General features: G+C 62.9%; 12 protein-coding genes. 3 read left to right on the top strand and 9 right to left on the bottom strand.

The window, feature by feature from the left end; translation table 11 throughout:
- Nucleotides 1-6: 6 nt before the first annotated feature.
- The 8 genes from NKH01_RS13895 to NKH01_RS13860 all read right to left on the bottom strand — a co-directional run bounded on the left by NKH01_RS13895 (nucleotide 7) and on the right by NKH01_RS13860 (nucleotide 9,509).
- A complete protein-coding gene (locus tag NKH01_RS13895) occupies nucleotides 7-2,262 on the bottom strand; it encodes an ABC transporter permease (protein ID WP_353020584.1) in 2,256 nt (751 codons plus the stop codon).
- Nucleotides 2,255-3,040: an ABC transporter ATP-binding protein gene (locus NKH01_RS13890; RefSeq protein ID WP_353020581.1), complete on the bottom strand. Its 786-nt coding sequence runs from the start codon at nucleotides 3,038-3,040 to the stop codon at nucleotides 2,255-2,257. The genes NKH01_RS13895 and NKH01_RS13890 overlap by 8 nt, the downstream gene beginning before the upstream one ends.
- 27 nt (nucleotides 3,041-3,067) lie before the next feature.
- Entirely contained in the window at nucleotides 3,068-4,315 is a 1,248-nt protein-coding gene (locus tag NKH01_RS13885; RefSeq protein ID WP_353020578.1) for an ABC transporter substrate-binding protein, read from the bottom strand.
- A 46-nt stretch (nucleotides 4,316-4,361) separates the two neighbouring features.
- The gene (locus tag NKH01_RS13880) at nucleotides 4,362-5,387 is read right to left on the bottom strand and encodes a branched-chain amino acid ABC transporter permease (protein WP_352638996.1); all 1,026 of its coding nucleotides are present in this window, start codon (nucleotides 5,385-5,387) and stop codon (nucleotides 4,362-4,364) included.
- The gene (locus tag NKH01_RS13875) at nucleotides 5,384-6,385 is read right to left on the bottom strand and encodes a branched-chain amino acid ABC transporter permease (protein ID WP_023716705.1); all 1,002 of its coding nucleotides are present in this window, start codon (nucleotides 6,383-6,385) and stop codon (nucleotides 5,384-5,386) included. The genes NKH01_RS13880 and NKH01_RS13875 overlap by 4 nt, the downstream gene beginning before the upstream one ends.
- 74 nt (nucleotides 6,386-6,459) lie before the next feature.
- Nucleotides 6,460-7,800 carry a metal-dependent hydrolase family protein gene (locus NKH01_RS13870; protein WP_023716704.1) on the bottom strand — a complete coding sequence of 447 codons (1,341 nt, stop codon included), beginning with the start codon at nucleotides 7,798-7,800 and terminating at the stop codon, nucleotides 6,460-6,462.
- A gap of 54 nt (nucleotides 7,801-7,854) precedes the next feature.
- On the bottom strand, nucleotides 7,855-8,634 hold the full coding sequence (locus NKH01_RS13865; protein ID WP_353020574.1) for an alpha/beta fold hydrolase: 780 nt from the start codon (nucleotides 8,632-8,634) through the stop codon (nucleotides 7,855-7,857).
- A complete protein-coding gene (locus tag NKH01_RS13860) occupies nucleotides 8,631-9,509 on the bottom strand; it encodes a fumarylacetoacetate hydrolase family protein (protein WP_023716702.1) in 879 nt (292 codons plus the stop codon). Before NKH01_RS13860 ends, NKH01_RS13865 begins: the two co-directional genes overlap by 4 nt.
- A gap of 21 nt (nucleotides 9,510-9,530) precedes the next feature.
- On the opposite strand from NKH01_RS13860, the gene NKH01_RS13855 reads away from it, so the two are divergent.
- Nucleotides 9,531-10,376, top strand: coding sequence for a FadR/GntR family transcriptional regulator (locus NKH01_RS13855; protein ID WP_245278491.1), 846 nt, complete (start codon nucleotides 9,531-9,533; stop codon nucleotides 10,374-10,376).
- A gap of 43 nt (nucleotides 10,377-10,419) precedes the next feature.
- On the opposite strand, the gene NKH01_RS13850 is transcribed toward NKH01_RS13855, so the two are convergent.
- Nucleotides 10,420-11,268 (bottom strand): MurR/RpiR family transcriptional regulator, encoded by an 849-nt coding sequence (locus tag NKH01_RS13850; protein WP_353020570.1) that lies wholly within the window; start codon nucleotides 11,266-11,268, stop codon nucleotides 10,420-10,422.
- Between the two features lie 216 nt (nucleotides 11,269-11,484).
- Between NKH01_RS13850 and murA the strand changes: the two genes are divergently transcribed.
- Nucleotides 11,485-12,741 (top strand): UDP-N-acetylglucosamine 1-carboxyvinyltransferase, encoded by a 1,257-nt coding sequence (gene murA / locus NKH01_RS13845; protein ID WP_353020567.1) that lies wholly within the window; start codon nucleotides 11,485-11,487, stop codon nucleotides 12,739-12,741.
- Entirely contained in the window at nucleotides 12,738-13,628 is an 891-nt protein-coding gene (locus NKH01_RS13840) for a glucosamine kinase nucleotide-binding domain-containing protein (protein ID WP_352789794.1), read from the top strand. The genes murA and NKH01_RS13840 overlap by 4 nt, the downstream gene beginning before the upstream one ends.
- Nucleotides 13,629-13,662: the final 34 nt, after the last annotated feature.

Raw genomic sequence — 13,662 nt, 5'->3', positions numbered from 1 at the left:
AAGCCATTATGCTCGCCTCTGCAGTTTCGGCGTGATCGCGCGGAACGCATTGACCGCCGCATCGACGAAGAGCGCGTCATTGATGTTCGCACCCACACGCTCGAGATGGCGCTGCGGCGTCTGGCGAACGGTCTTCTCGATCGCCTCGAACAGGGCGTGGTCGGCCTCCGGATCGTGAAACGGCTGGCCTGGTGCATCGAGCGTCGAGACACCGCCCTCCGGCAACAGGAACCGCACCGGGCCATTCATGGCATTGAGCCGCGCACCGATCCATTCGCCAAAGGCGCGGTTCTCGTCGCGGGTTGTCCGCATCAGCGTGACGTTCGGATTATGGATGACGAATTTGCGGCTTCGAAATTTCTCCGGCACGCTGTCGCGCGGGCCGAAATTGACCATGTCAAGCGCGCCGGTCGAGCCGACATAGGGCAAGCCGGTGCGGATTGCGGCGCCAAAGCGGTCTTCAGTCGCCGGAAAAACACCGCCGACGATCATGTCGGCCACTTCCGTCGTGGTCAGGTCGAGGAAGGCCGAGAGCAGCCGCGAATCGCCGAGCTTCTCCATTGCCCGCCCGCCGATGCCGGTGGCGTGGAAAACGAGACAGTCGTAGTCGGCCTCGAGCAGTCTGGTCACCGCCTGCACTGCTGGCGTTGTTACGCCGAACATGGTGATGCCGACTGCGGGGCGCGCCAGCTTGCGCCTGGCCTCCCAGGCTTCGGCATTGGGCAGCTGCGCGACCATGCCCGCCATCGCATACGCGGCGTTTGACAGCACCTGTTCGGTGATCGAATTCAACCCCTGAACGTCGGCGACCGAATGGAACATCATGATATCGGCACCGCCGACATATTTGGCGACGTCGCCGGCTGCCACGGTCGACACCATCAGTTTAGGGATGCCGACGGGCAGCACGCGCATGCCTGCTGTTGCCAGCGTGGTGCCGCCGGAGCCGCCGGCCGAGATGACGCCGCCAATGCGCGGCTCGCGCTCGATCCAGCGCGCGAAGGCTTCCGCCATAGCGCTCACCGAGCCGCCGCGATCATTGGTGAAAACGGCCGCCGATCCCCGCATATGCATTCCGGCTACCTGCATCGCAGGAACGTCGGCGCTCGACGGTTTTCCGGAGGTGGAGAGGTCGACGGTGCGAACCGGAATGCCGAGGGACTTCAGCCGGTCGGCGACGAACCGCAATTCCTTGCCCTTGGTATCGAAAGTGCCGGCGACGAGCACTGTTCTTCCAATGCGTTCGGCGAAAGGAATTGCAAAGACCTTCTTCAAATCGTCCTGTGGCGCGGCCCTCTCGATAGCCGCTTGCCGCATGGCCGTGACCGGCACGTTCCAGCGGTTGGGCAGTTCGGTGACCGGAAGGTAGGTTCCATTCTGGGTCATCGGTTCGGAACCGGTAGCCGTCCGGTCGATGCGGTAGACTTCAGCCAACTGGTCCTTCGCCTGTGCCGCGGCTGCCGGCGTGACGGACGTCTCGTCGGCATGGCGTCCGACACCAAGCAGCCGTTGCTGCAATTCCCGGTCTGCCGCGAGCGCTGCCGCGTCCATCAGCCGATTGATGCGGCCGTTGACCATGATGGCGATCTGGTTGGAAACCGCGGTCGCCACGCCGATATTCTGCTCGATGACGAGGATCGCCATCTCACTTTCCTCGGCCAAGGTGACCAGCATCCGCTCAACCTGGTCGACAATGATCGGCGCAAGGCCTTCGGTCGGCTCGTCCATGACCAGCAGCTTCGGGTCGCTGAGCAGGGCACGCGAGATCGCCAGCATCTGCTGTTCGCCGCCGGAGAGCTGCGAGCCGCCATTGGTGCGGCGCTCGGCGAGGCGCGGAAATGTCTGGTAGATGCGTTCGACGGTCCAACTCGCATCGCGCCGATTGCCGGCAGCGAGACGGAGATGCTCATCAACGCTCAGGCTTGGCCAGACGCGCCGCCCTTGCGGCACATAACCGACGCCGAGGCGATGGATCTCGTGCGGTTCGAGCGCAGTGATCTCGCGGCCGTCGACGCGGATCGAGCCGGAGCGCGCGCGCTTCAGGCCGACGATGGTGTTGCAGAGCGTCGACTTGCCCATGCCGTTGCGGCCGACCACCGACAGCACGCCGCTTTCCAGCGCCAGCGAGACGCCCTGAAGGGCATGGCTTTCGCCGTAATAGACCTGCAGATCCTCTATTTTGAGGATCGCCTTGCCTATTTTGCCGGAAGAGGCTGGGCCAGAAGGGAGCGTTCGGCCGAGGGGAACGGGGCGTTCAGCCATGCTTGCCCCCGAGATAGATCTCCTGGACCTCCGGGTCGGCCTCGATCTCTTGCGGCGTGCCTTCCTTGAACAGGCGGCCGTTGTGCATCATCGACACATATTCCGAAACGCGCAGCGCGACATCCAGATCGTGCTCGATGATAATATAGCCGATATGCTTGGGCAGCGCATTGAGGATCGCCACCAAGTCGCGGCGCTCGGTCGGCGACAGGCCGGCCGCCGGCTCGTCGAACAGGATGAAGCGTGGCGCGCCGGCCAGCGCCAGCGCGATCTCCAACTGCCGCTGCTGGCCATGGCTGAGTGTCGCCACCAGCAGGTCGCGATAGGCCTCGAGATGCACGACATTGAGGATCGATTCCGCCTGCACCATGTTGACGTCGGTGGCCTTTGGGCGGAGCAGCGAGAACCGTCGGCGTGAGACCCCGCGGCAAGCGAGAAAGATCGAGTCGAGAACCGACAAGCCTTTGAACAGCTGCGAGATCTGGTAGGTCCGCCGCAAGCCCCGCCGGATGCGTTCATGCGGCGGCAAGTCGGTGATGTCCTCGCCGAAGAAGCGGATGCGGCCAGCCGTCGGCAGGAAATCGCCGGTCACTGCATTGAACAGCGTGGTCTTGCCGGCGCCGTTAGAGCCGAGAACCGCGCGCCGCTCGCCAGCCGCGATCCTCATATCAATGCCGGAGAGCGCCACCAAAGCGCCGAAATGCCGCGCAACGCCATCGAGTTCCAGCGCAAAGGCGCCGGAGCTCTGGAGACGGTTTGCGGCAAGAGTTTCGGTCACGGGCGGATATACTCGCAAGCCACGCGGTTACGGGCAGCTCGGATTGTCGCGGCTGACAGCCCCAAGCTTGGTGAACTCGTCTTCGGGAATGCCCAGCGTCTGGTTGACCTGCGACACGACTTTGACGAGCTTGTTCAAAAGATTGCCGTCCGGCCCCTCGGTCACCTCGGTCAGGTAGATGTCGGCAACCGCGTTGCGGTTCTTGTCCAGTGACACCTTGCCGGTCGGCGTGTCGAAAGACAGTTTCGAGAGTGCGTCACGCAGTTTGGCGCCGCCATCGGAGACATCGCCGCCGACCTGTTCGAGACCGAGCAATGTCGCCTTCATGTTGACGTAATAGCCGTGGGCGAAGAGCGACGGCGAGGGAAAGGCACCTGGCTGCTTCTTGTAGGCTTCGACGAAAGTTTTCCAACTAGGCGCGTCGTTGGTGTCGGCGGTTGGTCCGGCGGAAGGCGTGCCGACCAGCACGTCGCGCAGCTTGCCCTTCGAGGTCAGCACCGTCTGGTCGACGGTGATCGAGCCACCAATCAAGGGGGCCGCGCCGCCGCTCTGCTGATACTGGGTCAGGAAGTTCACGGCGTCGGCGCCGCCAAGCGCGACGTAGATTGCATCGACGTCATCGGGAATGGCCGCGATAACCGACGAAAAATCCTTGTTGCCGATCGGCACCCAGGATTTGGACGGCACCTTGCCGCCTGCCTTGCAGAACTCGGCCATGAAGCCGAAGACCTGCGTATACGGGAAAGAATAGTCCTCGGCGACCGTAGCGACCCGCTTGTAGCCTTTGTCGTTGAAGGCATAAGTGCCGAGACCGGCCATCCACTGCGCGCCGTCGGTCGAGAAGCGGAAGAAGTTTTCCGCCGGATTGCGCAGCGTCGTGTCCTGCGCCGCCGAGGTGCCATTGATGAAGGTCACGGTCGGCTGGGTCTTGGCATAGTCCTTGACGGCGAGGCCCTCATCGCCCGAAAGCGGGCCGACCAAAACCTTGACACCATCCTGCTCGACCAGCTTGCGCGCAGCGCGCACGGCGCTATCAGGTGAAGCGTCGGACGAGCCTTTGACGATTTCGATCTTCTTGCCGGCAACCATGCCGCTGACCTCGTCGAGCGCCGTCTTCGCGCCACGCTCGCCGTCTTCGCCGAGCACCGTGAACGGTCCCTCGAAAGTGGCGAGCAGGCCGATCTTGATCGTGTCGTCGGCGGCTAGCGCCTGAGACGGAGCTGTCAGCCCGGTGGCAAGCGCCAGCGCAAGCAGTGTGCGTCGATGTATTCTCATTTTTTCCTCCCTTTGATTGATTGATGCAGTTCATTCCGCTCCGGCGTCACGGACCGGAACGCAAGGACTCCTGAGCTAGCTGCGGTCTGATCCTCCCCCACAACCCAAGGATTCCATCCGGCGAGATGAAGACGATCACCAGGAACACCAGCCCGATCAGCGTGTTGAAACGCTCGGCTCCGACAAGGTCGATGGCAAAGGTCTGCATCAGGACAACGACGAGCGCGCCGAGAAAAGGCCCGATCGGGTGGCGCAAACCGCCGATGACGGCGATGATCAGCACGTCGATGGCTGCATCGACGCCGATCGTGCCGGGTGAGACGCGCCCATTGAACCAGACCAAAAGCACGCCTGCGACACCGGCAATGATTCCAGCCAGGAACCATGCGAAGACCTTGTGTGCGGTGACGTGATAGCCGAGCGCGCGCATGCGACGCGGATTGTCGCGGATCGCCTGCACGGTCATGCCGAAGGTCGAGCGGGCGCCGTAGAGTATCCCCGCGTAGGACAGCACCGCCGAACCCAGGCAGAGATAATAGAAGGCCTTCGGGTCGCGCCAGTTGACGCCCCAGAACACCGGCGCGCGAATGCCGGCATAGCCGGAATGGCCGTTGAAGATCGCGTAGTTTTGCTGGGCGAAATAGAAGGTCGCGGTGGCGATCGCCAACGTGATCATGATGGTATAGATGCCTTCGGTGCGCACCGAGATCCAGCCGATCAGCGCCGATGCCACCGCAGCTGCCAGAATGGCGAAGGGTGCTGCGATCCACCACGGCCAGCCGAGGCCGAGCACGTTCGAATTGTTCTCGCCGAGGATGGCGATGGCATAGGCGGCGATGCCGGCGACAGTGATCTGGGCAAGGCTGACCATGCCGCCATAGCCGGCCAGCATCATCAGCGACAGTGCGAGCATGCCGAAGATCAGCGAATAACCGCCGATCTGCGTCAGGAAGAAATCGGATGCCACCAGCGGGTAGAGAACCAATGCTACGGCAAGGATGATGTGACCGGCGCCGAGCTTCTCCAGCCAGTTCTGTCGAGGCGCGGCGCCTACGGCGACGGTCAGGCTCATCGCGCTTTCCCCATGATGCCTTGCGGCCGCACCGACAGCACTACCACCATGATGACGAAGGTGAGCACGATGCCGTAGGTCGGGAAATAGACGAGGCCGATCTGTTCGGCGAGGCCGATCAGCAGCGCGCCGATTGCAGCACCGGTAATCGAACCCATGCCGCCGACGATGACGACGACGAGCGAGGCCAGGAGATAGCGGACGTCCTCGCCGGGCGCAACCGACAATGCCGAGCCGCCGACGACGCCGGCAAAGCCGGCAAGCCCGGCGCCGACGGCAAAGACGATAGCAAAGACCGCGTGTACGTTGACGCCCGAGGCCGACAGCATGGCGCGGTCGTCGACGCCGGCGCGGACCATCATGCCGACGCGCGTCTTGTGCAGCATCAGCCAAAGGCCGATGCCGATAACGATCGCAGCCGCCAGCACGACGACGCGATAAAGCGGGTAGGTGAGAAACACCGAGACGCCGTTAGACCGCACGGCCGTGACCACCGGTAAGGTCAGTGCACCGTCGAGCCATTCCGGCACCGGGATCTGATAGGTGCCGCCGGCCCAGACCGCCAGCATCAGGTCGGCGGCGACGATCGAGATACCGATGCTGACCAGGGTCTGGCGAAGGTCGTCGCCTTCCAGTCGCCGGAAGACGAAGATCTGCATGACGACGCCGACAAGGGCCAGAACGATGAAGCCCGCGGCGACACCCAGCAGCCAGTAGCCGGTGCGGTTCGCCACCTCATAGCCGATATAGGCGCCAAGCAGATAGAGCGAGCCATGCGCCAGGTTGACGTTGCGCATCAGGCCGAAGATCAGGGTAAAGCCGCTGGCGACCAGGAAATAAAGGCCAGCCAGGGTGATGCCGTTGAGGATGGCGCTGACGAATGCCTTCTTGGAAATCAGGATGGCGTTCAGCCAGTCCGGCCAGACGGCAAAGACCAGCCATGCAATGACGGCAGCTGCGAGGAGCCAGAAAAGACCCCACGCCTGTCTGCGCGTCATGCCGCCGCCAGAAATCTCGAGCCCCGAAGTCTTAGGCCGCGAAATGTCGGGCGAAGATGGCCGGTCCAGAATGCTCATGCGGTCAGCCGGCGGCGCTGCTCATTCAAGCGCGGCGCCTTGTGGAACTTGCCGTCCTTCATGATGGCGAGGATGCGGTTCTTGTCCTGCAGGATGCGCACGTCCGATATCGGGTCGCCGTCGATCAACAGCAGATCGGCGAGATAACCTTCCTTGATCATGCCGAGCTCGTCGGCCATCCCCATGATCTGTCCGCCATATTTGGTCCCGGCCTGGATTGCCTCCATCGGCGAAAAGCCAAGCATCTCAACGAAGGTCTGGATGTCCTTGGCGTTGGTGCCTTGCGGCGTCCAGGCAAAGCCGTAGTCGCCGCCGATGCAGACGCGGATGCCGCGTCGATGCATCTTTTTCATCGTCTCGATGCACATTTCGAGCTCGCGCTCATATTCGAGCGAGAGCGGCGAGCCGGGCTTGATGCCCCATTGCTCGGCATGGCGCGCGGTGTTGATCAGCCAGGCGATGCCGGGGGCCACGAAATGCTTGTCCTTGGCCGCCTCGAGCATGTCGAGCGCTTCCTCGTCGGCAAACGAAGCGTGGTAGATGTTCTGGATGCCGTGGCGGACACATTGCTTGACCGAGCCGGATGAGCGCGCATGCGCCGACAGCACCTTGTTGCGGCAGCGCGCCTCGGAGGCGGCCATGGCGACCTCTTCCTCCGACATCGGCGTTTCTTCGGCGCCCATGCCGGTGATGCTTTCGCCGGACAGATTGAGCTTGATGGAATCGACACCGTATTTGATCAGCTGGCGCACCGTGCGGCGGATTTCCTCGGGACCGGAGACAACGATGCCGAGATTGAGGCCTTCATGCGGAATGTGCGAAGGCGCGGAATCGCCGAGGCCGCCGACCGTCGTGATCTCGGGACCGGCGGCGAGGTAACGCGGCCCGGGAAAACGCCCCTGATTGATGAATTTCTTGCACACCACGTCGAGCCGCGGCTTGGCGGCTGCGGCGCCGCGGCCGGCAGTGAAGCCGGCGTCGAGTACCAGCTTGGCCATCTCCATGGTGACCAGCATGTGCTCTTCCACCTCCATCATCTGGATCGGGTCGATGCCGGGCGCGTTGTTCCAGGAGAGATGCAGATGCGCGTCGATCATGCCCGGCATCAGCGTCGCGCCCATGCCGTCGATCGTTGTGACACCGCCTGACAAGCCGCTGTAGGAGGACGACACAGCCGGCGAGCCGAAACGCGACGAGCCCTTGGTGATCTGCTTGATACGGTTGCCCTGAACCAGCACTTCGCCGGTGTAGGGGTATTCGCCGGTCGCATCGAGCACGCGCACATTGGTAAAGAGCGTGCTGCCCGAACCGTTTCCGTTCCAGCCGTCGTCTGCCATCAGAAAACCTCCCAAACTGTCGAGCGCACTGTTTTTACGCCCGAATTCCGATCCTCACCTATCAACGCGTCTCAAAAAATCGGCGAGCCTTTGGCTGCTTTCGCGGGGGCACTCCACCGTGGCCCAATGTCCGCACCGATCGAGGGACAAGAATATCGCTCCCTTTATCCTGTCGGCAAGCGCCTGGCCGACGCTCATCGGATTGATCGTATCGGCGTCGCCGGTAACCAAAAGGGTCGGCCCTGAAATCCGGCGCGTATCCACAGCCGTGGCCTTGGCCAGGGCTTCGCAGGTGCGGGCATAGGCTTCCGGGTCCTGCCTGGTGATGGATTCGCGCACGAAGGCGACGGCGGCCGGCGAGGTCTCCCTGGTATGGGCCGACAGTGCATTGGCAACGATCTGGTCGGCGATGTCGGCGATACCGCCCGATCGCGCCAATCGCGCCCGGTTGGCAAGGCCTTGCCGCGTCGCCTCAGCTGGCTCGGCGAGAGCACCGAACAAAACCAGCGACCTGACCAGCGACGGCTGCATCGCTGCGACCAACTGACAGACGATCGTGCCCATGGAGTGGCCGACGAAATGCGCCCGGGTGACGCCCATGCCCGCCATGGCGCGGATGACGGCGTCGCTCATGACCTCGATCGTCAATGGATCGAGCGGCCGCGGCGAGCGGCCGGATCCAGGCAGGTCGAGGCGGATGACACGGTAGGCCGAGAGCGCCTCCAGCTGCGGCTGGAACATGTTCGAGGTTCCGCCGAGACCGTGGATCATCACCACCGGCTCGCCCTCGCCGGCGACTTCCGCGACAATCGGACCGACGGTGACAGTCGTCATTGCACCCGCTCCACGATCCGGTTCTCCAGCGTCCCGATGCCGTCGATCTCGACCCGCACAATGTCGCCGGCTTTGAGATATTTCGGCGGATCAAAGCCGATGCCGACACCGACCGGCGTGCCGGTGGCGATTATGTCGCCCGGCTTCAAGGTGATGCCTTGCGAAAGCGTCGATATGATCGTCGGAATATCGAAGATGAGCAGCGATATTTTGGAATTCTGGCGGAGGTCGTCATTGACGAAACAACGTACCGAAGCGTTTTCCAGGTCGAGCTCATCCTTGGTGATCGCCCATGGCCCCATCGGGCAAAACGTATCCTGCGACTTACCGATTAGCCATTGGCTATATTTTCCCTGCAGGTCGCGGGCAGTGACGTCGTTGACAATCGTATAACCCCAGACGTGATCGTAAGCCTCGGCTTTCGAAATGCCGCGTCCGCCCTTGCCGATAATGACCGCCAGTTCCGCCTCATAATCGATCGCAATCGATATGGAAGGGTCGATCAGCACGTTCGAATGTGTTGCAACGACCGATTCGGGGACCTTCGAGAAAATGATCGGATGTTGCGGAATGGCGCCGGCACCGGCGCTCGAATCGAAGCCGCTGCGGGCAAACTCGTGGGCGTGTTCATAATAATTCTTGCCGACGCAAAAGATGTTGCGGGCAGGCAAAGGTATCGGCGCCTCGAGCTCGACCTGCGCCAGCGGAACCGGCGACAGCGTGCGCGGCATCCCGGCGCCGTTGCGCCGCAACAGCGCCAGCACGCCAGACAGCGCCTGGTCAACAGGGATATCGAAGGGGGCGACCGACTGATTGTCGACATCGACAACGCCGACGCGACGTTCGCCTGCAATCGAAAACGTCGCGACCTTCATTCGTTCCTCCCTGAACCTTTTATGAGCCAATATAAGCTCTTTCGTTACACGCTATCGCCGATTGGTTTAGGCTGCAAGAGGGTTTTCGTCACTTGTCGCGGTAAATCGGGCCTTGACCTCATCAGGTACTGGACCGGCAGGGCGCCAGCTGATAGTATTGGTTCAACATTGGATCAGATTAAAAGCTCTCAACAAATGCCCAAGCTCGTCGCCAACGACATCGCCACTGTGCTGAAAAAACGGATTTCGGCCGGCGAGTGGCTTCAGGACGGGCGGATGCCGCCCGAGCGCGACCTTGCGGCCGAGTTCGGCGTGGCGCGCAATACGGTGCGTCGTGCCGTCGGCTTCCTGGAGGAGGACGGAACGGTTGTCCGGCATGTCGGGCGCGGCACTTTTCTGACTGCGACCAATCCCGATTCCATCGCGGCGACGGTCACGCGGATGGAAGGCACCAGCCCCGCCGACATGATGGAGATCAGGCAGTTGCTGGAGCCAGCGGCGGCGGCCTTCGCCGCCACAAATGCCAGCATGGCGGAACTAAACGCGGTTCGCGAAGCGCATCAGACCGCATGCGCTGCCGAGGACATGCCGGACTTCGAGCATTGGGACGCCGAGTTCCATCACTGCGTCTTCGCCTGCTGCCGCAATGACTTCCTGAAAGAGATTCACAATCTCATGCGCACGATCCGCAACCAATCGCCGTGGTTCGAAATGAAAAAGCGCTCATTCTCGGAGGAGCGCAGGCGCGTTTATTGCGACGAGCATCAGACAATATTGGACGCATTGCTGCGCCGCGACCCGGAAAGCGCCAACCAGGCGATGCTCGCCCATCTCAAGACAGTCGAGCGCAACCTTCTGGGCCGCTAATAGACGCGCGGCTCAAGGAGAGCGGGTGAGATGCGTCCAACGACTAAGCCTTCAGTACCGAGACGGCCAGTTCGCTGTTGTGGACGTATTCGTTGGCGTCAGGCTGCTTCTGCACGAGCAGGATGAACAGCAGGTCGGTGAGCGTCAGTTGTGCGTCGCGCGCGGTTATCGACGAAGAGCGCGCGCGCTCTTCATCGGCGATCGTGTGGAGGCGAATGTCGGCAACGCGGCTCAGCGGATTGTCGCGAAGTCCAGTGACGGCGATCACGGTGGTGCCACGTTTGCGAGCCAGTTCGGCTATCCGCAGGGTTTCGATGCTCGCCCCGGAATAGGAGAGCGCGAACAGCACGTCGCCTCGTCCAAGCGTCGAGACATTGGCCATTTGCACATGGCTGTCGCTGTCGTGCAGCACGTTGCGGCCGAGCTTCATCAGCTTGTAGGAGAAATCGCGCGCCACGAGCGAGGATGCGCCGACGCCGGCCAGATGAATGCGGCGCGCCCCGTTCAACGCTTCGAGGGCTTTGCCGATTTCCTGCTCGGTGTTGGCTGCGACGGTCTGTTGCATCGACAAGAGCTTGCTGCCGATCAGCTTGCGCAAGATGACCAGATAGATGTCGCCGACCTCGATCGAACCGTGGATCATGCCGGCCGGCACGTGCCATTCCTGCGACTTGGCCTCGCTGACGGCGAGCTTGAGCTCCTGATAGCTGGCATAGCCGAGCTTCTGGCTGAACTTGACGACGCTCGACTGACTGCGGCCGATTTCGGCGGCGAGCGCCGCCGTCGACAGGCGCAGCATCTGGTCGGGATTGTCGACGATGTACCGCCCGATCTCGCGATCGCCGGGCGCCATGATCTCGAGCTTGGCCTCGATCTTCTTCAGGACGGACATGCGTTCCCCTGTTGCCAGTCATCGACAATGCCAAGCCAAGGAATAAATTATTCCGTTCCTGATTGACAGCCAAGAATGATCTATCAAATCTCGACCCGTGCGGTTTCGGCCTAGCCTTTCGCCCACACCAACGATTCGGACATGCACGGGAATTCGGACATGAAAGATCGCCTGCAAGCGCGTAGACTCGCCGACACCTTGGATTAGGGCAGAGCCATGGATAGATTGCGGATCGTCGGCGGGCACAGGCTTGAGGGCGCGGTGACGATCTCCGGCGCCAAGAACGCGGCCTTGCCGCAAATAGCGGCAGCTTTGCTCAGCCCCCACCCGCTGCAGCTGACCAACCTGCCTGAGGTGACCGATGTCGACAACATGCTTGGCGTCGTCGGGCTTCATGGGGCTGAAGTCACCAGATCGGCGCATGCCGCCACAATCGATGCCAGTGCTGCCGTCTCTAGGGAGACAAGCTACGACACAGTCAGGCGCATGCGCGCGACGGTGCTGGTTCTCGGTCCGCTGCTTGCCCGCTTCGGCCATGCCCGGGTCTCGCTGCCTGGCGGATGCACGATCGGCGCACGGCCGGTCGACATGCATGTCGCCGCGCTTGCGGCACTTGGCGCCGACATTGCCATCGAAAACGGGCTGATCGTCGCGTCTGCGCCGGGCGGACTGAAAGGCGCGCGCATCGTTTTGAGCTCGCCGTCGGTCGGCGCGACCGAAACTGCGATGATGGCGGCGACGACTGCACACGGCGAGACCGAGATCCTCAACGCGGCCCGCGAGCCGGAGGTGGCCGATCTTGCCGCCTGCCTGAACGCCATGGGCGCGCGGATCGAGGGCGCCGGCACGCACCGCATCCTGATCGCGGGCAGCACAGACTGGCGCGCCGCCACGCACGACATCATCCCGGACCGGATAGAGGCCGGCACCTATGCCGTCGCAGCGGCTATCACCGGCGGTCAGCTCGAGCTGACCCACGCGCGGCTCGAGCACATGGCATCCGTCGTCCAGCTGCTCGAAGCAGCCGGTGTGAAAATATGGCCGGGCGACCGCGGGCTGATCGTGTCGAGAGACGGGCCACTCGAGGCGGTCGACGTGACGACGGAGCCCTATCCGGGCTTTCCGACCGATCTTCAGGCGCAGTTCATGGCGTTAATGTGCTGTGCCGAGGGCGCTTCGCTGTTGCGCGAGACGATCTTCGAGAACCGTTTCATGCATGTGCCCGAACTGATGCGGCTCGGCGCCAATATCAAGCTGCAAGGCACCATGGCGCTGGTGCGCGGAGGCGAGAAGCTGAAGGGCGCGCAAGTGATGGCGACCGACCTGCGCGCCTCCGTCTCGCTGGTGCTGGCGGCGCTGGTGTCCGAAGGCGAGACAACGATCAACCGGGTGTACCACCTCGACCGTGGCTATGAGCAGCTGGACCGCAAGCTCCGCCTGTGTGGCGCCCAGATCGAGCGGATAAGTGGATGAGTGCCGGCGCGGTGTCTCCGCATTATTTCCTGGGCGTCGATGGCGGCGGAACCGGCTGCCGGGCGCGTATCGAAGACGAGGCAGGAACTGTGCTCGGGCAAGGCCTGTCGGGCCCGGCGACAACGCGGCTCGGTATAGAGGCGGCCTGGGCCTCGATTGCCAAAGCCTTTGGCGCGGCGATCGAAGAGGCAGGGTTCGCGGCGGTGGAAATCGCCAGGATCCGCGCCGGCATCGGTCTTGCCGGCATCGGCCGCAAGGGTGCGCTCGAGGCGTTTCGTGGCATCGAACATCGCTTTGCGAGCATCGACTTCGTCAGCGACGGCGTCGCGGCTTGCCTTGGCGCTCATTCGGGTCAAGACGGCGCCATCGTCATAGCCGGGACCGGTTCGATCGGGCTCGGCTTTGTCGAAGGGCGCGACCTGCGCGTCGGCGGCTACGGTTTTCCGATTTCCGACGAGGGCAGCGGCGCCGATCTCGGACTAAAGGCAGTGCAGCTTGCCTTGCGTGCCCATGACGGCCGGCATGAGCGGACGGCGCTGCTGACCGAGGTGATGCAGCGCTTCAGGGACGATCCGTTCGAGGCGGTGGCCTGGATGGACCGCGCCAGCGCGACCGACTATGCCGCCTTGGCGCCGATGGTGATCCGCCACGCCGACCAGGGCGATCCGGCCGGACGGCGCATCGTGCAAGGTGCTGCCGAGCAGGTCGACACGTTCGTGCGGGTGCTGTTCGAAAAGGGCGCGCCGCGGGTTACGCTGCTCGGCGGTCTGTCCAGCCCGCTAGAGCCATGGCTCGCTCCCGACGTCCGCCGACGTCTGAAGCCGGCCGATGGCGATGCGGTTTCGGGAGCCATAATCCTGGCTAGGAAATCCCTGTGTCAGCGATAGTGCTCCTGCCTGAAGGAATATTATATTCCTAGAA

The sequence above is a fragment of the Mesorhizobium sp. M1403 genome, from assembly GCF_040317695.1.
In the GTDB taxonomy this organism is placed as follows: Bacteria; Pseudomonadota; Alphaproteobacteria; order Rhizobiales; family Rhizobiaceae; genus Mesorhizobium.
This window is presented reverse-complemented; position numbering and strand designations above follow the sequence as displayed.